24 protein-coding genes are annotated in these 26,666 nt (G+C 43.8%); 6 read left to right on the top strand and 18 right to left on the bottom strand.

The features are described from left to right. Positions 1–18: 18 nt before the first annotated feature. From pyrG to M1D84_RS01775, 8 genes are all read right to left on the bottom strand, one after another. Positions 19–1,626 (bottom strand): glutamine hydrolyzing CTP synthase, encoded by a 1,608-nt coding sequence (gene pyrG, locus M1D84_RS01810; RefSeq protein WP_024423750.1) that lies wholly within the window; start codon positions 1,624–1,626, stop codon positions 19–21. Positions 1,627–1,865: 239 nt separating this feature from the next. After that, positions 1,866–2,405 (bottom strand): DNA-directed RNA polymerase subunit delta, encoded by a 540-nt coding sequence (gene rpoE / locus M1D84_RS01805; RefSeq protein ID WP_024423751.1) that lies wholly within the window; start codon positions 2,403–2,405, stop codon positions 1,866–1,868. A gap of 216 nt (positions 2,406–2,621) precedes the next feature. Next, entirely contained in the window at positions 2,622–2,819 is a 198-nt protein-coding gene (locus M1D84_RS01800; protein WP_197172998.1) for a hypothetical protein, read from the bottom strand. Positions 2,820–2,965: 146 nt separating this feature from the next. Continuing rightward, on the bottom strand, positions 2,966–4,108 hold the full coding sequence (locus tag M1D84_RS01795; RefSeq protein ID WP_332285059.1) for an acyl-CoA dehydrogenase: 1,143 nt from the start codon (positions 4,106–4,108) through the stop codon (positions 2,966–2,968). Positions 4,109–4,124: 16 nt separating this feature from the next. After that, positions 4,125–5,237 carry an acyl-CoA dehydrogenase family protein gene (locus M1D84_RS01790; RefSeq protein WP_044330936.1) on the bottom strand — a complete coding sequence of 371 codons (1,113 nt, stop codon included), beginning with the start codon at positions 5,235–5,237 and terminating at the stop codon, positions 4,125–4,127. Between the two features lie 11 nt (positions 5,238–5,248). Beyond that, positions 5,249–6,112 (bottom strand): 3-hydroxybutyryl-CoA dehydrogenase, encoded by an 864-nt coding sequence (locus M1D84_RS01785; protein WP_044330938.1) that lies wholly within the window; start codon positions 6,110–6,112, stop codon positions 5,249–5,251. Further along, positions 6,112–7,305, bottom strand: coding sequence for an acetyl-CoA C-acetyltransferase (locus M1D84_RS01780; RefSeq protein WP_044330940.1), 1,194 nt, complete (start codon positions 7,303–7,305; stop codon positions 6,112–6,114). The genes M1D84_RS01785 and M1D84_RS01780 overlap by 1 nt, the downstream gene beginning before the upstream one ends. A 103-nt stretch (positions 7,306–7,408) precedes the next feature. Then, positions 7,409–9,520: a heterodisulfide reductase-related iron-sulfur binding cluster gene (locus M1D84_RS01775; RefSeq protein WP_044330942.1), complete on the bottom strand. Its 2,112-nt coding sequence runs from the start codon at positions 9,518–9,520 to the stop codon at positions 7,409–7,411. 142 nt (positions 9,521–9,662) lie between these two features. Between M1D84_RS01775 and cls (M1D84_RS01770) the strand changes: the two genes are divergently transcribed. The 3 genes from cls (M1D84_RS01770) (at position 9,663) to M1D84_RS01760 (ending at position 12,162) form a co-directional block, all read left to right on the top strand. After that, positions 9,663–10,859, top strand: a complete 1,197-nt coding sequence (gene cls, locus M1D84_RS01770) for a cardiolipin synthase (RefSeq protein ID WP_044330945.1) — start codon at positions 9,663–9,665, stop codon at positions 10,857–10,859. A 12-nt stretch (positions 10,860–10,871) separates the two neighbouring features. Next, positions 10,872–11,834 (top strand): UV DNA damage repair endonuclease UvsE, encoded by a 963-nt coding sequence (gene uvsE, locus M1D84_RS01765; RefSeq protein ID WP_342492659.1) that lies wholly within the window; start codon positions 10,872–10,874, stop codon positions 11,832–11,834. Positions 11,835–11,907: 73 nt separating this feature from the next. Beyond that, on the top strand, positions 11,908–12,162 hold the full coding sequence (locus tag M1D84_RS01760; protein ID WP_024423759.1) for a hypothetical protein: 255 nt from the start codon (positions 11,908–11,910) through the stop codon (positions 12,160–12,162). Positions 12,163–12,391: 229 nt separating this feature from the next. On the opposite strand, the gene M1D84_RS01755 is transcribed toward M1D84_RS01760, so the two are convergent. From M1D84_RS01755 to cls (M1D84_RS01745), 3 genes are all read right to left on the bottom strand, one after another. Further along, positions 12,392–13,390, bottom strand: a complete 999-nt coding sequence (locus tag M1D84_RS01755) for a S66 family peptidase (RefSeq protein ID WP_270126787.1) — start codon at positions 13,388–13,390, stop codon at positions 12,392–12,394. Positions 13,391–13,591: 201 nt separating this feature from the next. Further along, entirely contained in the window at positions 13,592–15,307 is a 1,716-nt protein-coding gene (locus tag M1D84_RS01750) for an ABC transporter ATP-binding protein (protein ID WP_332285062.1), read from the bottom strand. 105 nt (positions 15,308–15,412) lie between these two features. Next, positions 15,413–16,930, bottom strand: a complete 1,518-nt coding sequence (cls, locus tag M1D84_RS01745; protein WP_415475587.1) for a cardiolipin synthase — start codon at positions 16,928–16,930, stop codon at positions 15,413–15,415. Positions 16,931–17,067: 137 nt separating this feature from the next. Between cls (M1D84_RS01745) and M1D84_RS01740 the strand changes: the two genes are divergently transcribed. Then, positions 17,068–18,039 carry a S66 family peptidase gene (locus tag M1D84_RS01740; protein ID WP_458106387.1) on the top strand — a complete coding sequence of 324 codons (972 nt, stop codon included), beginning with the start codon at positions 17,068–17,070 and terminating at the stop codon, positions 18,037–18,039. Positions 18,040–18,334: 295 nt separating this feature from the next. On the opposite strand, the gene argS is transcribed toward M1D84_RS01740, so the two are convergent. From argS to speE, 5 genes are all read right to left on the bottom strand, one after another. Next, on the bottom strand, positions 18,335–20,008 hold the full coding sequence (argS, locus tag M1D84_RS01735) for an arginine--tRNA ligase (RefSeq protein WP_458106386.1): 1,674 nt from the start codon (positions 20,006–20,008) through the stop codon (positions 18,335–18,337). Then, complete coding sequence (locus M1D84_RS01730) at positions 20,005–20,427, bottom strand: YwiB family protein (RefSeq protein WP_003215400.1); 423 nt, start codon at positions 20,425–20,427, stop codon at positions 20,005–20,007. The genes argS and M1D84_RS01730 overlap by 4 nt, the downstream gene beginning before the upstream one ends. Before the next feature lie 124 nt (positions 20,428–20,551). Then, positions 20,552–20,899, bottom strand: a complete 348-nt coding sequence (locus tag M1D84_RS01725) for a hypothetical protein (protein ID WP_034621833.1) — start codon at positions 20,897–20,899, stop codon at positions 20,552–20,554. Between the two features lie 78 nt (positions 20,900–20,977). Then, on the bottom strand, positions 20,978–21,850 hold the full coding sequence (speB, locus tag M1D84_RS01720) for an agmatinase (RefSeq protein ID WP_151039748.1): 873 nt from the start codon (positions 21,848–21,850) through the stop codon (positions 20,978–20,980). A gap of 69 nt (positions 21,851–21,919) precedes the next feature. After that, complete coding sequence (gene speE / locus M1D84_RS01715; protein WP_025093862.1) at positions 21,920–22,750, bottom strand: spermidine synthase; 831 nt, start codon at positions 22,748–22,750, stop codon at positions 21,920–21,922. 224 nt (positions 22,751–22,974) lie between these two features. Between speE and M1D84_RS01710 the strand changes: the two genes are divergently transcribed. Continuing rightward, positions 22,975–25,044, top strand: a complete 2,070-nt coding sequence (locus M1D84_RS01710; protein ID WP_458106385.1) for a transglycosylase domain-containing protein — start codon at positions 22,975–22,977, stop codon at positions 25,042–25,044. Between the two features lie 124 nt (positions 25,045–25,168). Here the strand turns inward: M1D84_RS01710 and M1D84_RS01705 are convergent, their stop codons facing one another. Together M1D84_RS01705 and M1D84_RS01700 are read right to left on the bottom strand one after the other, a co-directional pair. Then, positions 25,169–25,687 (bottom strand): YwhD family protein, encoded by a 519-nt coding sequence (locus M1D84_RS01705; RefSeq protein ID WP_024423769.1) that lies wholly within the window; start codon positions 25,685–25,687, stop codon positions 25,169–25,171. 12 nt (positions 25,688–25,699) lie between these two features. Beyond that, the gene (locus M1D84_RS01700; RefSeq protein ID WP_024423770.1) at positions 25,700–26,356 is read right to left on the bottom strand and encodes a site-2 protease family protein; all 657 of its coding nucleotides are present in this window, start codon (positions 26,354–26,356) and stop codon (positions 25,700–25,702) included. Positions 26,357–26,469: 113 nt separating this feature from the next. On the opposite strand from M1D84_RS01700, the gene M1D84_RS01695 reads away from it, so the two are divergent. Further along, positions 26,470–26,655: a 2-hydroxymuconate tautomerase gene (locus tag M1D84_RS01695; RefSeq protein ID WP_012011601.1), complete on the top strand. Its 186-nt coding sequence runs from the start codon at positions 26,470–26,472 to the stop codon at positions 26,653–26,655. Positions 26,656–26,666 lie beyond the last annotated feature (11 nt).

Raw genomic sequence — 26,666 nt, 5'->3', positions numbered from 1 at the left:
TCTCGGCAGTTTTTTGTTTTATTTTGATTCAGATGCTTGAAGTGAAGCACCAACGAAATCTCTAAATAACGGCTGTGGTCTTGTCGGTCTTGAAACAAATTCTGGGTGGAACTGAGAAGCAAGGAACCAAGGGTGATCCTTCAGCTCAATAATTTCAACAAGACGTCCGTCTGGACTTGTACCTGAGAAGACAAAGCCTGCTGCTTCCATTTGCTGTCTGTATTCGTTATTAAACTCGTAGCGATGACGGTGGCGTTCGTAGACCACTTCGTCATTGTATGCAGCAAATGCTTTTGAGTCTTCATTTAATTTACAAGGGTATAGACCGAGACGAAGTGTTCCGCCTAGATCATCTACATCCTTCTGTTCTGGAAGAAGGTCAATGATTGGGAATGCTGTTTCAGGATCAATTTCTGCTGAATGAGCTCCCTCAAGGCCTAATACGTTTCTCGCGTATTCGATAGATGCCACTTGCATTCCTAAGCAGATTCCGAAGAATGGCACTTTGTTTTCACGGGCATATTGTGTAGCAATGATTTTCCCTTCTACTCCGCGGTCTCCGAAGCCTCCAGGAACAATAATACCGTCAACATCTTGTACGAAATCAGCGATATTCTCTGCTGTCACTTCTTCTGCATTGATCCATTTAATTTGAACATCTGCATCAAACGCATAACCAGCATGACGAAGTGATTCAACGACTGAAATATAAGCATCTTGCAGCTCAACATACTTCCCTACAAGACCAATTGTGACTTGTTTCGAAAGGTTTTGCACTTTATCAACAAGCGCTGTCCACTCCGTCATGTCCGCATCTTGGCAGTCAAGTTTCATATGTTCACATACTAGCTTGTCCAGCCCTTGTTTTTGTAAATCAAGCGGAATGGAGTATAGCGTGTCTGCATCCTGACATTCGATAACAGCTTTTGTATCAATATCACAGAATAGCGCAATTTTGTCCTTCATATCTTGCGTCATTGGCATTTCCGTTCTGACCACGATGACGTTTGGCTGAATACCAAGACTGCGAAGTTCTTTTACACTATGCTGTGTTGGTTTTGTTTTCAATTCACCCGCTGCACGGATGTAAGGAACAAGGGTACAATGAATGTACATCACGTTTTCACGGCCGATGTCACTCTTCATTTGACGAATGGCTTCAAGGAATGGAAGGGATTCGATATCTCCTACTGTTCCGCCGATTTCTGTAATGACCACATCTGCACCCGTTTCTTTTCCGGCACGGTACACGCGGTCTTTGATTTCATTTGTAATGTGGGGAATGACCTGTACTGTTCCACCTAAGTAATCACCGCGGCGCTCTTTCTTCAGAACAGTAGAATAGATTTTACCAGTTGTGACGTTGCTGTACTTGTTTAAGTTAATATCAATGAAACGCTCGTAGTGACCTAAGTCAAGGTCTGTTTCCGCACCATCATCTGTGACAAAAACCTCACCGTGCTGGTATGGACTCATTGTCCCTGGGTCTACGTTGATGTATGGATCGAATTTTTGAATGGTAACATCCATCCCTCTATTTTTCAGAAGGCGGCCTAACGATGCAGCCGTGATTCCTTTTCCAAGTGAGGAAACAACTCCTCCTGTTACAAAAATATACTTTGTCATTTCGTATGCTCCTCTCTTTTTTACCCTTACATGTCTACACATGCACAGCTTCATCCTTTTTAGAGTGTATCCCTAAATCTCTTGAAAAATAAGAAAGCTCCCTTTCAAATAAATGAAAGGGAGCGTAAATGAACGTATCTTTACGTACTCTTTTTTAGAGAGCCCAAAATACATACTACATAGTTCGCTCTCGAAAGTCAAGACGGTTTTGTCCTGTTTTGAGGACCGGTTTGAGAGGGTTATTTGTCTTCCTCATCATCGTCTAAATCGTCTTCATCAATCTCCGTTAAGCCGTCATCATCTTCATCATCATCTTCGTCGAAGTCTTCAAGATCTTCTTCAATTTCTTCATCATCGTCTAGGTCGAGATCATCGTCGTCTTCAACAAGATCAAGGTCTTCTTCAAGCTCGTCGATTTCTTCTTCCTCTTCGATCTCATCGAAGTCGTCTTCAACGACAGCTGCTTTTGATTTTTTCTTTTTCGCTTTTGTTTTCACAGCTGGCTGAACTTCTTCTTCGATTTGATCAACTGGATACCAGCTGCGAAGTCCCCATCTCTGATCACCTAACGAAATAAAGCGGCCATCTATATTTAAGTCTGTATAAAATTGAGCAAGTCGATCGTCAAGATCAGATTTTTGTATTCCTTGCAAACGGACAATTTCATCTATTAACTCGGAAAACGTAATTGGTGTTTTGCTGTCTCTGAAAATTTCATAAGCAAGTTCAACTAAAGACATTTGTTTGAGCTGTTCCTGTGAGTATTCTTTCAAACTCAAGGTCAGACACTCCCTTTCTATTACATGTATGTATCCATTTATCAGTGAAATAATAAGTATTTATACCTTATTCTTACGACAAACCATACCTCTCATTATAAACAAATTAGGGGAGTTTATGCCACCTTTATTGATGTTAATTTTTGATTTTTCTCACGGGGAGCACCTAGAGTGTGTACGGTATGCTTTTTGTCGTTCAGTTTTTTCTCGTCTGTTTTAAAATGGGATGTTCTGAATGAGTGAGACAACGATAGGAATCGTGAATAACATTCCAGCAGACATGAGTACGATTAGTTTTCTGCGGCTGTTTTCTTTTTCTTCCTGCTTTTTTGGAGATTTGGAAAGCTCCGCGGACACCATGATCCAGATCACCATCGTGACGATTGCCAAAATGCCCATAATTGTTGAGTTCATCATCATAACCTCCATATTGATATTTTCCCTAATTTTAACATAATACGATGATGATATGGATGAACATTGACAATGCGCTTACATTTGAAAACTGCATGACGAACGAAAACAGACCACCCCACGTTCAGGCGGTCTTTGCTTGTTTTCTATATATCTAGCAGTTTCCTTGAGATGACCAGACGCTGGATTTCCTGAGTTCCTTCATAAATTTGAGTGATTTTCGCATCACGCATGTATCGTTCGACTGGGTAATCCTTTGTGTAGCCGTACCCGCCGAAGATTTGAACCGCTTCTGTCGTCACCTTCATCGCTGTATCACCGGCAAAGAGCTTGGACATGGCTGATTCCTTTCCATACGTTAGGCCTTTCGTTTCAAGCCATGCCGCCTGATAAGTAAGCAGCCTTGATGCTTCAATCGCTGTTGCCATATCAGCCAGCTTAAAGGCGATCCCTTGCTGCTGAATGATTGGTTTGCCAAATTGTTTACGCTCCTTGGCATAATCAACCGCCGCATCAAGAGCGCCTTGAGCAATCCCAACCGCCTGTGCAGCAATGCCGTTTCTGCCGCCATCGAGTGTCATCATGGCTATTTTGAACCCTTCTCCTTCTTGACCGAGCCGATTCCTTTCATGGATTCGGCAATCTTCAAATCGAATTTCAGTTGTTGGCGAAGAACGTATGCCCAGTTTGCTTTCCTTTTTGCCAACGGAAAAACCAGGGGTCTCTTTTTCTACAATAAAAGCAGTTGTATTTCGAGACGAAGCTTCTTGGTCTGTTACGGCAAACACAATATAATAATCTGCAATGCCTCCATTTGTAATAAAAATTTTCGCCCCGTTCAGGACATATTCACTGCCTGCCTTGACGGCCGTTGTCTTCATCCCGCCGGCATCTGAGCCTGAACCGCTCTCAGTAAGCGCGTATGCTCCTATCTTCTGTCCTTCTGCAAGTGGCTTTAAGTAGTTCTCTTTTTGTTCCTTTGTTCCAAATGTATAGATTGGCCATGAAGCAAGAGATGTATGAGCGGACAGGGTGACGCCTGTAGAGGCGCACACTCTTGAAAGCTCCTCAACTGCTATGACGTAGGCTAAATAGTCACTGCCAATTCCGCCCACGTCTTCCGGCCAAGGGATACCCGTCAAACCGAGCTCCGCCATTTTGCGAAAAATAGATGGATCATATGTCTCTGTTTCGTCTCGTTCTGCTGCTGTTGGCTCCACTTCATTTTTCGCAAAGTCTCTCACCATTTTTTGAATCATTTCATGTTCATCACTTAATTGGAACTGCATCGTGAGCCACCTCGTTTCATATTAGCTGTTTACAGATGACCAGCCTTTGAATTTCACTTGTTCCTTCATAGATTTCACAAATTTTCGCATCACGAAAGTAACGTTCTGCTTGATAGCGATTCGTATAACCATCCATGCCTAGCAAATGGATCGCTTCTGTACTGATCTCTACCGCCGTTTTTGAAGCAAATAGCTTTGCCATTGATGCTTCCTTTGTGACCGGTCGATTTGCCTCTTTGAAAGAAGCCGCTTGATAGACGAGCAGTTTGGCTGCCTCAAGCTTCGCCGCCAAATCGCCCAGTCGAATGGTCGTTTCAAGACCTGCTGGATGCTTCTTTAAATAGGTCACTGCCTCGGTTAAAGCGGCTTCTGCAATGCCAAGGCTTTGAGCCGCAATTCCGATTCTCCCTGCATTTAGGCTGGACATGGCAATTTGAAAGCCCTCTCCTTCTGCACCGAGCAGCTGATCTTTTGGAATCCGCACGCCATCAAAATGAAGCGTGACTGTTTTTGAACCGTGCAGTCCCATCTTTTTCTCATCTTTTCCAATCGTAAATCCCGGCGTATCTTTCTCGACAATGAACGCCGATATATTTTTTCTCGCAGAAGCCGGATCAGTCACCGCAAAGACAAGATATATCTCTGCTTCTCCGCCGCTTGTGATAAAGATTTTCGTCCCATTTAATACATAATCGTCGCCCACACGCTCTGCTCTTAACTGAATACTGGAGGCATCTGATCCAGCCTTTGGTTCAGTCAAACAAAAGGCGCCCAGCTTCTTCCCGGATGCAAGCGGCGGCACATAAGTTTCTTTTTGTTCCTTCGTTCCAAAAGTCAAAATAGGCATCGTCACAACAGATGTATGAACGGACACAATGACACCGATGGTCGCACTCACTTTCGATAATTCATGGATTGCGATGATATACGTTGTAAAATCTGCTCCTAAGCCTTGATACGAAGCTGGTATTGGAATCCCAAGATAGCCTTGCCGTCCCATTTCACTTAAAAGGTTTTTTGGAAACCGGCCTTGTTCCATGGCTTCTACTTCAGGGAATATACGCTGGCGTGCAAATTCTGCTGTCTGTTCTCTCCAGAGACGCTGTTTATCCGTAAGCAAAACATCCATCTTGACTCCCCCTATGAGTGGTCGTGGTATGTGTAAAAACCTCTCTTTGTCTTTTTGCCCAGCCAGCCTGCATTCACGTATTTTTTCAAAAGAGGACAAGGCCGATATTTGCTGTCTCCAAGTCCCTCGTGAAGGGTATTCATAATAAATAAACATGTATCAAGTCCGATGAAATCAGCTAGACGAAGCGGCCCCATTGGATGATTCATCCCAAGTGTCATCACGTCATCAATGCTTTCTGCATCTGCTACGCCTTCATACAAGGTGTAAATGGCTTCATTGATCATTGGCATCAATATGCGATTTGATACAAACCCCGGGAAGTCTTCCACTTCAATTGGGGTTTTGTTTAATGTCTTCGCTGTTTCATAAACAACTTGATATGTGTCATCACTTGTTTGCAGTGCTCGAATGACTTCAACCAGTTTCATGACAGGAACCGGATTCATAAAATGCATGCCAATCACTTTCTCCGGTCTGCTCGTCACAGCTGCTAATTCTGTGATCGACAAGGAAGACGTGTTTGTCGCAAATATGGCCTCAGCCTCTGCAAATTGATCAAGTGTTTCAAAGATTTGTTTTTTCACACTCATTTGTTCTGATGCGGCTTCTATGACTAAATGAGCCTGCTGCATGTCTTTTAAATTTGTGGAAACGGCAAGCCGCTGCGTAATATCTCGGACTGCCTGATGTGCCAGCTTTCCTTTTTCTGCCCGCTTCGTCAGTTGTTTGGTCATGGAGGAAATCGCTCGATGAATCTGCTTTTCTGATACATCATGGAGCAGGACTGTATAGCCTGACTGAGCAAACACTTGGGCAATGCCTGATCCCATTTGACCAGCCCCAACAACCATAACGGTCTCTTCTATACTCATCAATAAACGCCTCCCTTTTCATCTACCTTTATCATGATGGCGTCTCCTTGACCACCTCCGCTGCAAATCGCCGCAATGCCAATGCCTCCGCCTCTTTGTCTTAATGCATGAATCAATGTCAATATCACGCGTGTTCCACTTGCCCCAATCGGATGACCGAGTGCGACAGCCCCCCCGTTGATATTCATTTTCCGCCGGTCGATCCCGGTTATTTTTTCACATGCCAAAGCCACAGCTGAAAAGGCCTCATTGATTTCAAACAAATCAATATCCTCTAGGCGCTTTCCTGTTTTCTTTAAAAGCTTCTCGATAGCAAAGGCTGGTGTTTTCGGAAAATCCTTCGCCTCTACAGCAACCTGAGCATGACCGAGAACGACTGCCATTGGCTTTACGTCATGCCGTGCAGCATACGTGTCTTTCATTAAAAGGAGCGCACTTGCACCATCATTGACACCTGGTGCATTTCCAGCGGTGATGGTACCTTTCTGATCAAAAACAGGCATGAGCTTTGACAGCCGTTCATACGACGTATCACGCCGCGGAGACTCATCTTCTGTGATCAGCCGTTCTCCCGTTTTTATTTTGACGGTGACGGGGGTGATTTCATGTTGAAAAAAGCCGTTTTTTTGCGCTTCGATGGCCCGTTCATGACTTCTTAGTGCCCACAGATCCTGCTCTTCGCGCGTGATGCCGAGCTCCTTTGCAGCCATACTTCCATACTCACCCATATGAACGCCTGTAAACGAACAGGTCAATCCATCTAAAATCATCGCATCTTGTACTGCACCATCTCCCATTTTGTAGCCCCATCGCGCTTTTTTTAGCAGATAAGGAGCGTGAGACATCGATTCCATACCGCCCGCCGCGATGACCTCAGCATCTCCGGCTCGAATGATTTGATCTGCCGTGCTCACACTGCGCATTCCGGATGCACAGACTTTATTGATGGTTTGTGTTGGAACAGACCAAGGAAGATCAGCATACCTTGCTGCTTGCCTTGAAGGAATCTGCCCTTGCCCTCCTTGTAAAACACTTCCCATGATGACCTCATCTATTTCATGAGAACCCGAAACTCTTTCCAGTGCAGCCTTGATCGCTATACCGCCTAGTTCTGCGGCAGTCAAACCACTAAGAGCACCGCCTAGTTTTCCAAATGGTGTTCTTGCTCCAGATACAATGACCGTCGTACTCATATATGCCCCTCCCCGTTTGTTACCGCTTACATATCATTTAGGCAGCTGATGAAACAGCGCCATGGATAAGCCGATGAACATCCTATTCATCGGCCTGTCATGTTTACGACACCTGCTTTCCAGGCTCACCAAACACTGATTTTTCAAGAAGTTCGGCGACATCAAATGTGCCTACCTGCTCCTCTACTTCCTTCGCCTTCGTCCCATCTCCCAGCATCGTTAAGCAATAAGGACACCCTGAGCTGATGATGGACGGCTGGACCTGTAACGCCTGCTCCGTTCGTGCAGTGTTAATCCGGGTACCCGTCTCTTCTTCCATCCACATTAAGCCCCCGCCTGCTCCGCAGCACATACCAGTTTCACGGTTGCGCTCCATTTCTTTCAGCGTCACACCAGGAATGGCTTTTAAAATGTCTCTTGGTGGGTCGTACACTTCGTTATATCTGCCTAGGTAGCAAGAGTCGTGGAAGGTAATCACTTCGTTTACTTCATGTACAGGTGTTATTTTCCCTTTTTTCACTAACTCTGCCAGTAATTCTGTATGATGGTACACTTCTGCCTCAAGTCCGAAGTCTGGATATTCATTTTTAAATAAGTTGTAGGCGTGTGGATCAATCGTGACGATCTTTGTAACGCCGTTTTTCTGGAATTCTTCAATGTTTTTTGCAGCAAGCTCTTGGAATAAAAATTCGTTTCCGAGTCTTCTTGGTGTATCACCTGAGTTCTTCTCTTTATTGCCTAGGATCGCAAAGGAGACCCCCGCTTCATTGAGTAGCTTCGCAAAGGCAAGCGCAATCTTTTGGCTTCGATTGTCATATGCCCCCATTGAACCAACCCAGAATAAATAATCAAAGGTTTGCTCTGCTTTTTTCAGCTCTTTCACTGTTGGCACATGCACATCTTCTCTCAGTTCACGCCAATTTTCTCTTTCTTTCCGGTTCAGCCCCCACGGGTTCCCTTGGCGCTCAATGCTTGTCATGGCACGCTGTGCATCTGCGTCCATTTTTCCTTCAGTCAAGACAAGATATCTGCGCATATCAATAATCTTATCAACGTGTTCATTCATGACAGGGCATTGGTCTTCACAGTTTCGGCACGTCGTACATGCCCAGATTTCTTCTTCTGTAATGACCTCTCCAATAAGAGAAGGATGATATATCGAGCTGGCAGCCGACTCTTCCGCACCTGCTCCTCTCGCCTGCAGTGCCAGCTGGTTTCCTGTTGTCTGCTTGAAGGCAAGCTGCGGGACCCAAGGTGTCTTTGATGTAATAGCGGCCCCTTTATTGGTTAAATGATCTCTTAACCTTAAAATCAAATCCATCGGAGACAGCATCTTCCCTGTCCCTGTTGCCGGGCACATATTCGTGCAGCGCCCGCATTCCACACAGGCGTAAAGATCGATGAGCTGAGACTGACGGAAGTCTTCAATTTTTCCCACACCGAAGGTCTCTTGTGTCTCATCTTCAAAATCGATTTTTTGCAGCTTGCCTGGCGGGTCTAATCTGCTGACAAATACGTTCACAGGCCCTGCAATCAGATGAGCGTGCTTTGACTGCGGAACATATACTAAGAATGTCAGCAAAATAAGAAGATGCACCCACCATGCGGCATAAAAAACAATCGCAGCCGCAAGAGGTGAAATTCCGCCCAGCAAGAAAGCAATACCAGAAGCGATTGGCTCAGTTGGTGATAGAGAGTGTCCATGCCAGATGATGTTCATGCCGTTCCCAAGTAAGACTGTCAGCATTAAGCCGCCAATAAATAAAAGCACTAGACCCGATTTGAAGCCTCGTTTTAAACGGACAAGCTTCTCCACGTATCTTCTATGAAAAGCCCATACAACGGCCACTAAAATGAGAAGTGTGACCACCTCTTGGAAAAACGTAAAGACGCCGTACACCGGACCTAAAGGAAGCCCGCTGTCTGGAATAAGCCCCTTCAGAATAAAATCAAGGGCTCCGAACTGTACGAGGATAAATCCGTAGAAAAACAGCACATGAATGATACCGCTCTTCTTGTCCTTTAACAGCTTCTTTTGCCCAAATACATTGACCCAAACACGCTCTAAGCGTTTCTTCATGTCTTGTTGAAACTCTTCTTTTTTACCAAGACGAATATACGCCGCTCGTGTTCGAATGAGATAAACAAACAAATACACTGCGTAAGCGGTCACCGCCGCAAATGCGATCAAGTTGATAATTAAAAGGCTATTCATCTTGCTCCCCCTTTCATTCCCAAAACCCACTTTGTTCCGTTTCCATGTTGTACCTCTATCATAAATAATGAATGAGTATTCAGTCAATATTTTTTACGCGTTTGGGTACACTATTGAAATATGCAAAAAAGGAGGAAGTTTCATGATCGCATTGATCATCCTACTCGTACTCATTGCCATCGTTTTGCTCGTGATGTTAGACCTTTATATGGGGAGGAAATATTTTTCTACTCACGCATTTGAACGGTCTTTTAACCAAACAAGCGGCGATGCCGCCTTTTATCATGATGGCGAACCATTTTTCGATCAGCTGCTTACCGATATACAGCAGGCCTCTTCTTCTATTCATATGATGTTCTTTATTGTAAAGAACGACAAGATTGGTCAAAGGGTCTTACAAGCCTTGAAAGCCAAAGCAGAGCAAGGAGTTTCCGTCTTTTTGCTGACCGACCGATTAGGCTCCTATCCGTTTGATCAAAAGGCGATTGACATGCTAGAAAGAAGCGGGATTCAATTCTACTTTTTAAATAAGCCTCGTTTTCCTTTTTTGATTTACCGTCTAAACATGAGAAATCACCGTAAAATTACGGTGATTGATGGGAAAATTGGCTATATTGGCGGATTTAATATAGGCGATGAATATGTTGGGAAGAAAGGCCGGTTTGGCATTTGGAAGGATTATCATTTGCGGATGACCGGACAGGTTGTCGCAGATCTCCAGCATGTGTTTCTGAATGATTTGTACCGTTCGTCTGGCATTCATCAGCTGCAATATGAGGTTTTCCCTGCATTGGAACCGGGAACATTACAATGCACAACACGCGCGACTGCCGGCTTTTCTTTAGAAGCTTTATTTCTCCAAGATATTCAGCAGGCGAGGAAACAGATCATCATCTGTACGCCTTATTTTATTCCATCAGCCCCTCTTCTAAAGGCGCTGCTTGATGCACGAAAGCGGGGCGTCACAGTTGAAATCATCATTCCAATGAAAGCGGATCATCCACTTGTCAAAGAGGCTGGCTTTCATTATTTGAAGGACCTCATTGCCTCTGGATGTCTTGTTTATCGTTTTTATAAAGGGTTTTATCATTCGAAAGCCATTTTGATTGATCACAGCCGCTGTATGATCAGTACCGCGAATTTTGATAAACGCAGCTTGTTTTTAAACGAAGAAGTAGATGTAGCCATTGATGATCCCGCTTTTACTGCACACGTAGAAGAAAAGATTCGGGAGCATATGGAGGTTTCTGAGATCTTGACAGAAGAAACATTGTCAAAGCGCCCGCTTTTCACTCGGCCGCTTGAGTGGGTTGCCGCCATGTTCTCGTATTTTTTATAAAGGAGATGACCTATGCGTTATCGATTTGGTTATGTATCAAATGCCGTCACCTTGTGGGAGGCTTCTCCTGCCAAGTCACTGACCTTTGCTAGATACAGCAAGCTCGCTAAGGAAGAAAGAAAAGAGGCTTTATTGCGAACAACGAAGGCCAATCTCGTGAATACATTAAGAACGCTTTATTTCGCCATTGCTCATGATATCCCGCTTTACCGTTTTTCAAGCTCGATCGTCCCGCTCGCGACCCATCCAGAGGTGCTCTGGGACTTTGTGACACCTTTTCACAAAGAATTTCTTGAGATCGGCAAGCTGGTGAAACGGCACGGCTTACGGGTCAGCTTTCACCCCAATCAATTCACCTTGTTTACTAGCCCCAAACCTTCAATTACAGAAAATGCCGTCATCGATATGACGTATCATTATCAGATGCTTGAGGCGATGAAGCTCGATAAGGAAGCCTACATGAACATTCATGTAGGCGGGGCGTACGGCGATAAAGAATCGGCTCTTCAACGCTTTGATGAAAATATCAAACAGCTTCCAGCTCATATCAAAGCGAGAATGACACTTGAGAACGATGACAAAACATATACGTCGCTCGAAACGCTTGGTGTATGTGAAAAGCATGACATTCCGTTTGTTTTTGATTACCATCATCACGTGGCAAATAAAGATGACGATGCCGCACTCGATGACATCCTGTCAAGAATGTTCGACACGTGGACAAACACTGGCATTCCGCCCAAAATCCATTTGTCTTCACCAAAATCAGAAAAAGCTATACGCAGTCATGCAGATGGAGTAGATATGAATTTTGTCTTACCGCTTTTTCAAGCATTAAAACCGTATGGCCGGGATGTAGATTTCATGATTGAAGCAAAATTAAAGGATCAGGCTCTGCTCCGTCTAGTCGAAGAGCTGTCTGCGATAAGGGGCAATCGGCGGACGGGCGGAGGAACCATTGAGTGGAAATCATAAAGAAAGGTTTACCTTTGTGCAAATGGGGGTAACAAAGCTATTGTGAGAAAGTAATTAACAGGAGGATATGAAGATGTCTCAAATCTATTCAATCCGAATCGCTGCGAAAGCGTTGAATTTACATAAGCTTATTTCTCTTTATGAAAAGTGCCAGCAGGCTCAGCATCGTATATATGTGTATTCTAAAAAAACAATGTGTAGCATTAAGAACATCGTAGAGCTTGAAACCTTCAGGCTCACTCATTTAGAGTCTGACTACTTAATTGTCGTAGAGGGGAAAAAAGCGCAAGATCTCCTTCAGCCGTTTGAAAAAGAGACGGTTTCATAAAGAAGAGCAGCCTCGGGCTGCTCTTTCAGATTGGTTGACAAAGGGCTAAAATGATGTTGATTTTAGCCCTTTGTCTTCTTTTCAGCGTGATAGAAAACCTTTGCAGCCTAGGAAGGACGAGTACCGGCGCGGAGCGAATTTGACATTCGTGAGCACCGGCACGCAGGCCTGACACCGAATGCGAGGGTTTGTCTACATGCTGGGAGAGCAGCCGCGGGCTGCTCTTTTGCTATATCCACTCTTTTGTTAACCAAACTTGTTTGGAGGATGCATCCATTTTCACTTGTGCCCCGATTGGCATCGTAAGCATTGGGTGCGTATGGGCACAGTCAAAATCAGCGATGAGCGGTCTTTTTGTCTCTCCAAGCACCTCAAGTAAAATCTCGTAAGGTTCTTTGCCCGTTCCTTCATCATCAAACAGCTCATGTTTTCCTAAAAGAATCCCTGATACCCGTTCAAACACTCCATTTACTTTCAATAAAGAGAAGTTCTTTTCTACAACTGACGCGGTTTTCATACAATCTTCAATGAGAAGGATGTCTCCGTTTTTCACCGCTGGCATGAATTCACTTCCCCATATGCCGTACATCGCATTCAAGTTTCCGCCGATCAATCTGCCTTCTGCCTGTCCCTCTATGACGCACACCCAATCGTTTGGACGCTGCTTTTTATCACCCGTCTTTTCTTCCCAATTGATTCGTTCATCTGTCCAAAAAGGCGGTTTTTCAATCTGATAAGGAATGGTTTGATGGGACATCAGGATGTCCTCAAACGACTGATATGTATAAGTGACAAACGGTTCAAACTCGCCAAAAGAAGGAACAAGCGCCGGCCCATAGAAAACAGGCAGTCCCGTTTTTTCGTACGCCGCTAAAAGAATCGCTGTCGCATCTGAATAACCGATCATGATTTTCGGATGTTGTTTCAGCAGGTCAAAATCAAGATAAGGCAGCAAACTATTTGAATTCGTCCCGCCAATCATTGACATGATGCACGACAAGTCCCTTTTAGCCATCAGCTCATTCAGCTCATCTGCTCGTTCTTGAATTGTACCTGAACGGTAGTGATCCTTTTTCCCTGTTAATGATCCTGGTACCACAATGAATCCTTTTTGCTCAAGCCACTTCTTCGCCCGCTCATACCTAAGAGGCGAGGTCGCTGATGCAGGACTAGAAGGTGAAAAAATACCGATCTTATCGCCCTTTTGTAATCGCCGAAGCCCCTTCATTCCATCAGATCCTTCCTACAAACGTTTTTTCTATCCTAACAAAAAAAGCCCTTTATCAAAAGGGCTCAGATTGTTTTTCATTCAGCGTGATAGAAAACCTTTGCAGCCCTAGGAAGGACGAGTACCGGAGCGGAGCGAATTGACATTCGTGAGCACCGGCACGCAGAACTGCGGGCGAATGCGAGGCTGTCTACGCGCTGATCAATGACCAAACTGCGCTTCATGCAGTCTGCTGTATACGCCGCCCATTTGAATGAGATCTTGGTGGCGGCCTTGTTCTTGGATGCCTTCCTCTGTCACGACGATGATACGGTCGGCGTGTTTAATTGTTGCCAAGCGGTGGGCAATGACGAGTGTTGTCCTGCCGACAGCCAGTTCGCTTAGTGCATCTTGTATGGCTTTTTCTGTTTCTGTATCAAGTGCTGATGTGGCTTCATCTAAAATAAGAATCGAAGGATTTTTTAGGAACATCCGCGCAATTGACAAGCGCTGCTTTTGACCGCCTGACAATTTGACGCCGCGCTCGCCTATCACCGTATTTAATCCTTCTGGGAAACGCTGAACGAGTTCCTCTAAATGCGCACGACGTACAGCCTCCCAAATCTCTGCATCGCTGGCTTCTAGGTTGCCGTACGCGATGTTTTCTCGAATGGTGCCTGAGAATAAAAAGACATCCTGCTGCACAATGCCGATCTGCTGTCTTAAAGAAGACAGGGTCATCGATTTTGTACTCACACCATCAATCGTAATCTCCCCTTTATCCACATCATAAAAACGTGGCAGCAAACTGCAAATCGTCGATTTCCCGGCTCCTGAGGGACCGACAAACGCAACAGTTTCTCCTTGTTTGATCTTCAAATCGATATCCTTTAACACATGGCTGTGCTCATCGTAGCCAAATGTCACGTTTCGATATTCAATTTCACCTTTTAGCCCAAATACATCACGAGCTCCCTCTGTATCCTTCACATCTGGCTCTGTTTCAAGTAAATCGACATAGCTTTTAAAGCCCGCAATTCCTTTCGGATACATTTCAATCACTGTGTTGATCTTATCAATCGGTCTGAATAAGACGTTTGTAATGAGAACAAACGCGATAAATCCACCTGCCGTTAATTGACCCTGCAGAACAAACCATGTCCCTGCCAGAAGGACAAACAGTGTCACAAGACGGGTGAGAATGTAACTGATTGAGCCGTTAACCGACATGATTTTATATGAAAGAAGCTTCGCTTTCCGAAAGCGGTTGTTGTTTTCAGCAAAACGCTTTTTCTCGAAATGTTCGTTGGCAAAGGCTTGCACAAGACGAATGCCGCCAATATTGTTTTCAACCCTTGCATGAAAGTCTCCAATGTCATTGTTCAGCTGTGTAATCGCCTGCGTCATCTTCTTATTAAAATGAAGAGCGAGCCAGATGATGACTGGCATGATCAAGAAGGTTAAAATAGCCAGCTGCCAGTTAATCATCAGCATGACAGCAAAGGCGCCAAGAATCGTCATAATTGCAATAAACAAATCCTCAGGTCCGTGATGAGCCACCTCACCAATGTACATGAGGTCATTTGTCATTCGAGACATAAGCTTACCCGTTTTGTTGTTGTCAAAGAACTTAAATGAGAGACGCTGAAAATGATCAAACAGCTTCTTCCTCATATCTGTTTCAATATTGATACCTAACATGTGCCCCCAGTACGACACAATAAACTGCATAACCGAGCTGAGTGCATAAATGATAAACAGAGCAAGTGCGGTCCATGCAATGACCTTCCAATTCCCTGTTGGTAATAATGTATCAATGAAGTAGTTCACAATCAGCGGGAAACCAAGTTCCATCAATCCAACTGCGACAGCGCAAAAGAAATCTAAAAAGAACAGACCGCGATAGGGCCTGTAATAGGCGAAAAAGCGTTTTAGCATATGTAAAAGAACCTCATTTCCTCTATAATTGATAATCATTTTCAATTATAGAGGAATCCTCTTCAAAATACTAGATCAGGAAATGATTTCTTTGACTGGAAATCCTCATAATACGCCAGAAAACAACCGGGCAAATGATTCCTTCAACCGCTCTTTTAAGCCTCTTTTATAAAAATGTACAGGACCCATTTGCTCACATTCCTTCATATCTTCCTCATAGTGGGCCATCAATTGCTCAATTGGCTTTTTCGCAGCTGTAAAGACATTGACCTCAAAATTGAGCTGAAAGCTTCTCATATCGACATTCGCGGTGCCGACAGATGCGAGTTCTCCATCTGAGATCATCACCTTTTGATGCATAAACCCTTTTTGATAGTGATACACCTTGATGCCCTCTTTTAGAAGCTCAGAAAAATAGGATCGTGTGGCATATTGCGTGAGAAAGCCGTCATTGATCTCCGGTACCATCACCCGGACATCCACCCCTCTTGTGGCAGCGATTTTGAGCGCAGTGCGAATCGATTCGTTTGGTACAAAGTAAGGTGTGGCAATCCAGACAAATTGTTTCGCATTAGAAATGAGGGCATCATATAAATCACTCATACTTTCTTTCATATCAGGTCCAGTTGGTACAACCTGAATGACATCCTCGCCTGTCACAGAATGCGGCGTATGATACTTCGGATCATCAATTAACACTTCATCTGATACATACTCCCAGTCCAGCATAAAAACGGAGTGAAGGGTCTGAACAGCCTCACCCTTTAACATGGCATGTGTATCACGCCAAAAGCCGATCTTTTCATCCCGTCCTACGTATTCCTTGCCGACATTTAACCCGCCGACAAACCCTGTCTCTCCATCAATAATGACGATTTTTCGGTGATTTCGAAAATTGAATTTTTGATTAAAGAATCCATATTTTAAAGGTAGAAAAGGAGCGACCTTAACCCCTGCCTGCTTCAAGCGTTTAATATCTTTTCGCGAGAAGCGGATGCTGCCAGCCGCATCATATATGAAACGGACCTCTACCCCTTCTTTCACTTTTTCAATCAAAATCTCCATCATCCGGTGGCCGAGGAAATCGGATTTGAACATGTAATATTCAATATGAATGAACGATTTTGCCTTTTTTAACTCTTCAAAAATTCTGGGGAACGTCTCCTCCCCATTCTTTAAAATCTCCATATCACTATTTGTGTTCACATGCATACCTGTTGCTTTTTCTGTGTAATGAAAAAAAGCACGCTGATTATCGGTTAAACTTGACTCATTCGGCTTACTCTCAAGCTCAGAGATTCTGCGTAATTTCTCGCGGTTATACATTCTCTTTGATTTGAATAAATGACCCTTTACATAGAGCTGCCCTGAGAACAGATAGAACATATAGCCAATGATCGGGAAAAAAATGAGCACATATATCCATAACAACGTGTGCTGTGATGTACGGTTCTCCAGCATGAGTGAGATGATACTAAATAAAATAATGGCGATATAAATCGCTGCGTACAGCTGAACGCTCCACGTCGGCACAGTCCACCAATACACCACATATGCCCCGAATATCATAAAATATAAAAATAAAAATTCCAGTCTTCTCTTTTTCACATTCTCCGCCCTCATTCTGTCTTTTTCTCTTCCATACCCTTTGCACAGCTTGTATGAAACGCACGACCCAATCCTTTCTCCTAGCCTTTACAGACTTTCACTATTTGATCCGATATAATAAAGAAATATGTGATGGAAAGGAAGATCTGTTTATGCATACCCCCTCACCTCTTAAAAAAGGGAGCCATATACGTGTCATTGCCCCAAGCCGAAGTGCCAGCATTTTATCAAAAGAAGGAATTTCTCAAGCGAAAAAACGTTTAGAGTCTTTAGGCTTCACTGTCTCTTTTGGACAGCACGTGTTTGAATGTGACCTTCATTCCTCATCGTCTATTGAACACCGCTTGTCTGATCTGCATGAGGCGTTCAGAGATAATGAAGTCGATGGTATTTTGACAGCCATCGGAGGCTTCAACTGCAATGAGCTTTTGCCTTATATTGATTACGATTTGATCCGACAGCATCCTAAAGTCCTTTGCGGCTATAGTGATATCACTGCACTTGCAAGCGCCATTACAGCGAAATGTGATATGGTGACATATTCTGGCCCCCATTTCTCAAGCTTTCAAATGGAACAGGGACAGGAGGAGCAGACCGCTATGTTTCAAGCTTGCTTGATGAACGGCGGCGAACCGTTTGATGTGATTCCTTCGACAAAATGGAGTGATGACGCGTGGTATTTAGATCAAGCGAACAGGCAGTTTCATCCGGCGAAATGGAACATATATCAGGAAGGAACAGCTGAAGGCACCTTGTTTGGCGGAAACCTTTGTACACTGAACTTACTGCAAGGGACATCGTTTATGCCGAATGTAAAGGATGCGATCTTATTTGTGGAGGATGATGAGTTGGTGTTCCCTGAAATGTTCGCCAGAGACCTTACTTCGCTCTTGCAGCATGCAGAAACAATCAAAGGGTTGATCATCGGGCGCTTTCAGAAGAAGTCCAACATGACAGAGGAACAATTAAGATTCATCCTAGATAAGCACCCAATGCTCAAACACATCCCAGTGATTTACGACGTCGATTTCGGACATACACAGCCAGTGTTCACCTTCCCGATTGGTGGAAACGTTCAGCTAGCGTGTACAAATGGAGACGTGAAGCTGCGCATTCATTCATAACTTAAGGCCAAAAAGCACCCGAATAGGCGGTGCTTTTTTCTATGCCATTATCTTTTTTAAAATTTTTTTAGAAAAAGTGATCCAACCCTTCATTCCCTTCGTTAAGTAGATGTAAAAAGAAAAGAGAGGAGGCAAAAATATGTTCTCTGATGTACTTAGCCAATTATTTGATTCTATTTCTAACATAATTAATACGCTTGGATAATTTTCAAAACCCCGCTATCTCTTGAGGATAGCGGGGTTTTATACGAAAAAGCCCCACTCATTCAATAGAGTGGGGCTTTCTTTCATTTCATTACATCTTCTCCGGTGCCGATACACCAATTAGTTTTAATGCATTCGCAAGCGTGATTTGTGTTGCTTTCATGAGTGAAAGACGTGCTGTTGTTTTTGTTTCGTTTTCTGCGTCAATGACCTTCTCGGCATTGTAGAAGCTGTGAAGGGCTGATGCAAGGTCATAAATATAGTTCGTCACGCGGTGCGGAATACGCTTTTCAGCTGCTTCTGCTACAACTTCTGGGAAGCTGCCAATGATTTTCAGAAGATCGTATTCTTTTTCCGATTGAATGTGAGAGAAATCGGCTTTTTCAAGGTTCGGTTCATAGCCTTTTTCTTCACCTTGACGCAGCATGCTGCAAATTCTCGCATGTGCATATTGTGCATAGTACACAGGGTTTTCGTTAGACGTAGAAATCGCTAAATCTAGGTCAAAGTCCATATGTGTCGCCGCACTTCTCATCGCAAAGAAATAACGAGTCGCATCTAAGCCGACTTCTTCAATCAGATCACGCATTGTGACGGCTTTTCCTGTACGCTTACTCATCTTCATCTTTTCGCCGTTTTTGTAAAGATGCACAAGCTGAATGATTTCTACTTCAAGCTTGTCAGCTGGATATCCAAGTGCTTGGATCGCCGCTTTCATCCGAGGAATATAGCCGTGATGATCCGCTCCCCAAATGTTAATGAGCTGGTCAAAGCCTCTGTCCAATTTGTCTTTATGATATGCGATGTCTGGAAGCAGGTAAGTGAAGCTGCCGTCTTTTTTAATCAGTACACGGTCCTTATCATCGCCAAAATCAGTTGAACGGAGCCATGTTGCGCCGTCTTCTTCAAAGACATAGCCTTTTTCACGAAGTGTTTCCAGCGCTGGTTCGATTTTTCCGTTTTCATATAAAGAAGTTTCTGAATACCATACATCAAATGGCACACGGAAATTCTCAAGGTCTACACGTAATTTTTCTAATTCGTATTTCAAGCCGTATTCACGGAAGAACTTCATCCGCTCTTCTTCCGGCTCATGCACGAAACGGTCACCAAATTCATCCGCAAGCTTTTGTCCGATGCCTTTGATGTCTTCTCCTCTGTAGCCGTCTTCAGGCATTTCTTTTTCAAGACCGAGTGCCTCAAAATAACGTACTTCTACAGATAAAGCGAGGTTATTGATTTGATTTCCTGCATCGTTGATATAGTATTCACGGCTCACATCGAACCCTGCTTTATCAAGGATGTTGCAAAGGGAATCTCCTACAGCTGCACCGCGGGCATGTCCAAGGTGAAGGTCACCTGTTGGGTTGGCTGAGACGAATTCGACTTGCACCTTTTGACCGCCGCCTGTATTCGTTTCGCCATAAGCTTCTTTTGCCTCAAGAACAGCTGGAATGAGCTTTGTTAAATACTGATTGTTCATATAAAAGTTAATGAATCCTGGACCTGCGATATCCAGTTTTTCAATGGAAGCTTTCCCTTTATCAACCGCATTGACGATGTCCTCTGCGATTTGACGAGGTGCTTTTTTCGCAATGCGGGCAAGCTGCATCGCCATGTTGGTAGAGTAATCTCCGTGAGTTTTGTCTTTCGGCACTTCTAAAAAGACATCTGGCACCTGGCTTTCATCGGCAAGTCCTGCTTTGACGACTGCCGCTATGATTTCTTCTTTTAACGCATCTTTGACCTGTTCTGCGATATTCATGAACGTAAATCCTCCTTATACGAAATCGATAATGTATGTAAATGCTTTTGATCTTCTCCTGTCAGCATATCGTACGTAATGTGCAGCAGCCCCTTGTCCACATCGAGATCAATACCATGTGTGTGCACATCTAGCTGAAGTGTACCGAATGGCATCGTGTAATGTGTGACGGTCGTTTCTCCAATAAGAAAGCGCTGCTTCATTTGAATAGCCCCTGATCTCATCACAAAAATTTCTTTTTCACTCATTTTCACAACGGTTTTTACTTGACCCATTTCATGTTCTTCATGGTAAGTGAGATACGTTTTGTCATTCTTCTCTTGGTACGTTCCAGTCGTGCGGAATTCGATCGTTTCAGCCGGCTCCGTCTCTGGTTTCATCACTGACTTTACATGAATTGAAATTTGGTTTTGTGTCATTTTGCACTTCCTTTGCTAAGACCCGTTTAACTAAAATAGTATACCATAATCATGATCGCCTATCATACCATCATTTCTCTTCTTCACGACGATTAAACTTCGTTTTTCATCTTCAGCCATCCCTTTAGAAAAAAAGAAAAATACAACTGACCACTACGACAAGTCCAGCCTTTACACCTAAGTCTTTTCTTTTCATTAAGTAAAAAAGAGCCTGTATGCCTGAACTTGCCAAAAATGCCTGAAAAAAATCAAATGGTGCGATTTGATCCTTTTTAAAAACCACCTGCATGAATAACGCAATGGCCGTCAGATAGAAAAAGCCTCGATCGTGAAACAGCCCCAGCATCTCTTCCTTTGCTTCCTTCTTTGAAGCAAAAACAGGCGGATCAGCTGCGAGCTCTCGTTTCAATGTGAGAAAGCCTGCCCCTAACACACATAAAGCGAGGAACACCATCAATATTGACGAAAACATGAGCTCCCTCCTTTATTTTTTGACAATGTAAAAAAAAGAGCTTGTCCACATGAGATGACAAGCTCCTCTATCAACTGATTATTTCACAAATCCAAGCAGCATTTCGCGTAAAAGCTTACTCGCTGTATTCGCTGTTTGGTCAGAGTGATCATATACAGGTGCTACCTCGACTAGGTCTGCCCCAACGACTTTGACGTCAGATCCTGCGATCGCATGAATGGATGCAAGCAGCTCTTTTGATGTAATACCGCCAGCATCTACCGTTCCTGTACCAGGTGCATGTGCTGGGTCAAGTACATCAATATCGATCGTCACATATACTGGACGCCCTTTTAGCTTTGGCAATACTTGCTTCAATGGCTCGAGTACTTCAAATTTAGAAATGTGCATACCCGCTTCTTTTGCCCATTCAAATTCTTCTTTCATCCCAGAACGGATGCCGAAAGAGAATACATTTTCAGGTCCAATCAGTCCTGCAACTTTACGAATCGGTGTTGAATGTGAGAGCGGCTCACCCTCATATTCCTCACGAAGATCTGTATGTGCGTCCATATGGATGATGGCCAAATCAGGGTATTTCTTATACATTGCACGGAAAACCGGCCAAGACACAAGATGCTCGCCACCCATTCCTAATGGAAACTTCCCTTTTTCTAAAATGCTGTCGACATACTCTTCAATTAAATCTAAGCTCTTTTGTGCATTCCCAAAAGGAAGTGGGATGTCACCCGCATCGAAGAATGGCACCTCGTGCAGTTCACGATCTAAATAAGGGCTGTATTCCTCTAAACCGATCGATACTTCACGAATGCGGTTCGGACCGAAACGTGAACCTGGGCGGTAGCTGACTGTCCAGTCCATCGGCATGCCGTATAAAATGACCTTTGCATCTTCCCATGTCGGTTGACTTCCAATAAACACTTTTCCTGAATAAGCCTCGTCGAATCTCATGCAAGATTCCTCCTTTTACGCTTCAAAAAATGCGCAAACCGTCATTTGCGCATGTCCATTTCGCTTGATTTATTTGATTAAGTCGCTCACAAATTTCGGCAGAACGAATGCCGCTTTGTGCAATTCTTTTGTGTAATATTTCGTCTCAATATCAAAGAAACGGCTGTCTTCTACAGCAAGTGGATCATATTTTTTAGAACCGATGGTGAATGTCCAAAGACCGCTTGGATACGTTGGAATATTCGCTGTGTAAAGCTTTGTAATTGGGAAAATTTCTTTTACATCACGCTGTACATTTGTAATCAGCTCAGGTGTGAACCAAGGGTTGTCCGTTTGTGCAACGAAAATACCGTCTTCTTTGAGTGCTTTTGCGATTCCTGCGTAAAATCCTTTAGAGAACAGGTTCACAGCTGGTCCAACTGGCTCAGTCGAGTCAACCATGATCACATCATACTCGTTGTCAGCTTCAGCAATGTGCATAAAACCGTCTCCTACTTTCACATCTACACGAGGATCGTCTAGTTTCCCAGCAATAGAAGGAAGGAATTTCTTCGAGTATTCGATGACCTTTCCGTCAATATCAACAAGTGTCGCTTTTTTCACACTTGGGTGTTTGAGGATCTCACGAATGACACCGCCGTCTCCTCCGCCTACGACAAGAACATTTTCCGGGTTTGGATGAGTGAAAAGAGGAACATGTGCCACCATTTCGTGGTATACAAACTCATCTTTCTCAGACGTCATCACCATGCCGTCTAAAAACAGCATATTGCCAAACTCTTCTGTTTCCACCATTTCTAAATGCTGAAAGTCTGTTTGTTCTGTGTGAAGGGTTTTGTTCACCTTCAATGTAATACCAAAATTCTTCGTTTGCTTCTCTGTATACCAAAGTTCGCTCATTGTTCATCTTCCTCTCATCCAATAATAAACAAACATCTATTGTTAGCGCCTTTTATCGGCTTTGACTATATCGATTGTCCAAGAAAAAAGTATAGTGGATTCATATCAAATTGTAAAGAACCGCATGAGTTCTCTTCATTTTTTAAAGCGCTCCTGCAATCGCTTGTTTAAAACGGTTTTCTTTGTTCCATACTGATAAAAAACCGTCAAAATGGGGGCTTTGCATGGACACAATCATGAGTAATAAAAAAATCCGCATGACCGTGAAAACGATTCGAGCCTGTTTTTTTATCGGCTTGCTCGCTTTTCTATTTGCAGGTACCGTCTTTTTGACGATTCTATTAATAGCTAAATGGCAAGGTGCCCCTTCTGTTCAAGTTCCCCAATCCACTACCATTTATGCAGCCGATGGCTCAAAGCTTGGAGAATCCAGCTTTGGAGAAAAGAGATATTGGGTGCCATTAAAGGAGATGTCTCCTCATATCAGACAGGCAGTTGTCGCTGTTGAAGATAAAACCTTTTATGAGCATCATGGCTTTGATGTGAAACGGATGGCAGGTGCTGCGGTGGCCGATATTCGTGCCATGGCTAAGGTGCAAGGTGCCAGCACGATCACCCAGCAATATGCACGAAATCTGTATTTAGATCATGATAAAACGTGGAAGCGGAAGTGGAATGAAGCCTTTTACACGATTCGTTTAGAACAAAACTATACAAAAGATGAGATTTTAGAAGGATACTTGAACACCATTTATTATGGTCACGGAGCGTACGGTGTGGAAGCAGCCTCCCGTCTGTATTTCGGGAAAAAAGCAAAGAACTTAACCCTCGCTGAATCTGCCCTGCTTGCCGGTATCCCAAAAGGGCCTTCTCTTTATTCCCCTTATGTGAATGAGGAGAAAGCCGGCGCAAGAAAGAATATGATTTTGAGACAAATGCACGAGGATGGCATGATTACGAAAAAAGCAGCCGATGACGCTGCGAAAGAAAAGCTGTCCTATCGCCCTTTGCAAAAGAAGCAGCTGCAAGCAAAGCAAGCCCCGTATTTTTATGACGATGTGATTCGAGAGTTGAAACAAAGTTTGGGGTTAACTGAGGAACAGATTGAAACCTATGGGCTTCATATCCAAACGACTCTCAATCCAGAATTACAGAAAATCGCAGAAAAGACGTTAAAAAATACGATGAATTCCAAATCAGAAATCCAAATCGGCTTTGCCGCCATCCATCCTCAAACAGGGCATGTACTTGCCCTCATAGGCGGGAGGGATTATGAGAAAAGTCCATTCAATCGGGTGACACAAGCAAAAAGGCAGCCCGGTTCAACCATGAAACCCCTTCTTTATTACATTGCCTTGCAAAACGGGTTTACACCCGCAACCGTCATGCGCAGTGAGGAAACGGTGTTTGAATTAGATGATCAAGGCAGCGATGCCGCTTATTCACCAAGCAATTATCACGGCTATTACGCCAATGACGGCATTACAATGCTTCAAGCTTTAGCACTGTCTGATAATATTTACGCTGTAAAGACCCATCTATTTTTAGGAATGGAACAGCTTGTACGTGCAGGCAAGACATTTGGAATCAAGGAGAAACTAGATCAAGTACCCTCTCTTGCCCTGGGCACGTCTCCTGTGAAACCCATTGAAATGACCAATGCTTACGCCATGCTGGTCAATGGCGGAAAACGCGTCAAACCAACCTTTATTACGAAAGTAACCGACGCAAAAGGTAATGTGCTTTTTGAAGAGAAACAAAAACGAGAACAAATCCTCGATGAAAAAGCAGCATTTGTCACCACCGACATGATGTCAGGCATGTTCAATGATCAATTAAACGGCTATACAAGTGTCACTGGCCGCACCATTATAAAGGACCTTACAAGAACATACGGAGGAAAGTCTGGGACTACAGGCGCCGACAGCTGGATGATCGGCTTCTCTCCCCAGCTCGTCACAGGTGTATGGACAGGCTATGATAAAGACCGCACCATTGACTCAGTCGAAGAAACGGCCTATGCGAAAAAAATATGGGCTTCCTTTATGGAATCAGCTCTCTCGAAGCAGCCAGCCTCTTCCTTCATGCCGCCAGACGGTGTCAAAGGGGTATATATTAATCCAAAAACCGGCGACCTCGCAGGTCCAGGATGTGAATCAAAGGTATTCACCTATTTTATAGAAGGAACGGAGCCGACAGGTGTCTGCTATGGTGCTGAGGACAAAGCCTCTGAGCAGGAACCAGTTCAAGATCAAAAGCCAAAGAAATGGTGGGAAAAGTGGCTGAAACGTTAAAAAAGGCATGAAAAACCCCGAGATCTGCATCTCGGGATTCTCCATGTCCTAGCTTTAACACCAGTTTACTCAAAAACCGGAGAGAATTGGTAGCCATCCGCCAATCTTCACAAAAATTTCACAATTATTCAGGGACAGCCAATCCTTCTTTTAATTCATCTGTTGATGCGTCCCAGAGCGCTTGATTATGACCTTTTAAGAAATCAGCCAGCACCTTTTTGGATACGTCATCCATATGACTAACGACAATTTTTCGCTTCATCGATTTATCCATTAAATTCACATGCTCTGGAAGTGACTTATACCCGCGGCGGATCGAACGGTCAACAGTCATTTCACAAGCCGTCACACCTGCATAATAAGGCCCTTCTTCTCTGCGGTCAATCGTCACCCATACAAGCCAATACGGTTTTCCGTTCGGCACCTCTTCTTTTGTTTTCAAAAATTTAATTCCTTTTTCGACGGCACTTCTTGCATGCATGGCACCAATATCAATGACAGCTTCCTTTTCCTCTACATCAATAATGACTGGCGAGATATTATCAAGGCTGAGGGCACCTGCCCCAAAGCCTCCATGTCCGTCGGTTGCATCTGTTTTTTTAATGATGTTAAAACCAATTGGTTTCTTCTTTTTACCTTCCATTTATTAAACCTCCTAAAGCAGCGGCTTCAAAATAAGATTAAACCAGTGTATGATTTGATCCCGCATTCCGATCAATGGACCAAACACAAACTGTCCCAGCGGTGTGATCACGAATATGAGAAAAATAATGATCCCATATTGTTCAAATTGCGTCATTTTCGCCCGGATACGGGGGCTGACGACGTCCTCAATAATCCGATACCCATCCAGCGGCGGAAGTGGTAATAAGTTAAATAGGAACAAGATGACGTTTAAGTTAATAAAGATTAAAAAGAAATTATCGACTCCCGGCTCAAAGCGCATAATCCACTCCCCGCCAAATTTCTGAAGAAGCACATACACAAAAAAGCCCAAAAACGCCAGCACCAAGTTACTTAATGGCCCAGCAATGGAGACACAAATCCCTGCTAAGCGCGGTTTTTTAAAATGGTAACGATTCACTGGTACAGGTCTCGCCCAGCCAAACCCGGCCACAAAGATCAAAATCGTCCCGAATACATCGAGATGCTTCAGTGGATTTAACGTCAGTCTCCCTTGATTCTTAGCCGTCGGGTCTCCGAATCGGTACGCAACATATGCATGCGCCAGCTCGTGCATCGTAAATGCAACAACAAGCGTAATGGCGACATATGGAATAAGTTCTAATGGATAAACAAGAAATTGGTTCAAAGGCATGAATCCCTCTTTCTTTCTATACAATGATTTACTTCATTCAGTATACTATAAGAAGTCCCTTAAACTAAAGGGAAGCGTAGCATTAAAGGAAAAAGGAGGTTTTCGCCATGCCGATTGTCACCGTTCAAATGCTTGAAGGAAGAACAGACGAGCAGAAAAGAGCTCTTGTGGAGAAAGTCACTGATGCCGTTGTAGAAACAACAGGCGCAGGGGCAGAAAAAGTCTCTGTTATTATTGAAGAAATGAAAAAAGAACACTATGCCGTAGCAGGAAAACGCATCAGCGACCTGTAAGCATAAAAAAA

This window comes from Bacillus sp. PK5-006, assembly GCF_054161415.1.
The sequence above is the reverse complement of the archived record's forward strand: the minus strand, read 5'-3'. Positions and strand labels throughout refer to the sequence as shown.

Excerpts from the sequence above, each read along its gene's own strand:
- M1D84_RS01760 (WP_024423759.1), top strand. The coding sequence starts at position 11,908 with ATGTCTCAAATCTATTCAATCCGAATCGCTGCGAAAGCGTTGAATTTA.
- cls (WP_415475587.1), bottom strand. The coding sequence starts at position 16,930 with ATGAGGGCGGAGAATGTGAAAAAGAGAAGACTGGAATTTTTATTTTTA.
- M1D84_RS01800 (WP_197172998.1), bottom strand. The coding sequence starts at position 2,819 with ATGAACTCAACAATTATGGGCATTTTGGCAATCGTCACGATGGTGATC.
- speB (WP_151039748.1), bottom strand. The coding sequence starts at position 21,850 with ATGAGATTCGACGAGGCTTATTCAGGAAAAGTGTTTATTGGAAGTCAA.
- M1D84_RS01780 (WP_044330940.1), bottom strand. The coding sequence starts at position 7,305 with ATGAGTACGACGGTCATTGTATCTGGAGCAAGAACACCATTTGGAAAA.
- M1D84_RS01785 (WP_044330938.1), bottom strand. The coding sequence starts at position 6,112 with ATGAGTATAGAAGAGACCGTTATGGTTGTTGGGGCTGGTCAAATGGGA.
- M1D84_RS01795 (WP_332285059.1), bottom strand. The coding sequence starts at position 4,108 with ATGCAGTTCCAATTAAGTGATGAACATGAAATGATTCAAAAAATGGTG.
- M1D84_RS01705 (WP_024423769.1), bottom strand. The coding sequence starts at position 25,687 with ATGGAAGGTAAAAAGAAGAAACCAATTGGTTTTAACATCATTAAAAAA.
- pyrG (WP_024423750.1), bottom strand. The coding sequence starts at position 1,626 with ATGACAAAGTATATTTTTGTAACAGGAGGAGTTGTTTCCTCACTTGGA.
- M1D84_RS01750 (WP_332285062.1), bottom strand. The coding sequence starts at position 15,307 with ATGCTAAAACGCTTTTTCGCCTATTACAGGCCCTATCGCGGTCTGTTC.
- M1D84_RS01730 (WP_003215400.1), bottom strand. The coding sequence starts at position 20,427 with ATGACACAAAACCAAATTTCAATTCATGTAAAGTCAGTGATGAAACCA.
- M1D84_RS01755 (WP_270126787.1), bottom strand. The coding sequence starts at position 13,390 with ATGAAGGGGCTTCGGCGATTACAAAAGGGCGATAAGATCGGTATTTTT.
- speE (WP_025093862.1), bottom strand. The coding sequence starts at position 22,750 with ATGAGCGAACTTTGGTATACAGAGAAGCAAACGAAGAATTTTGGTATT.
- M1D84_RS01725 (WP_034621833.1), bottom strand. The coding sequence starts at position 20,899 with ATGTTTTCGTCAATATTGATGGTGTTCCTCGCTTTATGTGTGTTAGGG.
- cls (WP_044330945.1), top strand. The coding sequence starts at position 9,663 with ATGATCGCATTGATCATCCTACTCGTACTCATTGCCATCGTTTTGCTC.
- M1D84_RS01740 (WP_458106387.1), top strand. The coding sequence starts at position 17,068 with ATGCATACCCCCTCACCTCTTAAAAAAGGGAGCCATATACGTGTCATT.
- uvsE (WP_342492659.1), top strand. The coding sequence starts at position 10,872 with ATGCGTTATCGATTTGGTTATGTATCAAATGCCGTCACCTTGTGGGAG.
- M1D84_RS01695 (WP_012011601.1), top strand. The coding sequence starts at position 26,470 with ATGCCGATTGTCACCGTTCAAATGCTTGAAGGAAGAACAGACGAGCAG.
- M1D84_RS01710 (WP_458106385.1), top strand. The coding sequence starts at position 22,975 with ATGGACACAATCATGAGTAATAAAAAAATCCGCATGACCGTGAAAACG.
- M1D84_RS01790 (WP_044330936.1), bottom strand. The coding sequence starts at position 5,237 with ATGGATGTTTTGCTTACGGATAAACAGCGTCTCTGGAGAGAACAGACA.
- M1D84_RS01775 (WP_044330942.1), bottom strand. The coding sequence starts at position 9,520 with ATGAATAGCCTTTTAATTATCAACTTGATCGCATTTGCGGCGGTGACC.
- argS (WP_458106386.1), bottom strand. The coding sequence starts at position 20,008 with ATGAATATCGCAGAACAGGTCAAAGATGCGTTAAAAGAAGAAATCATA.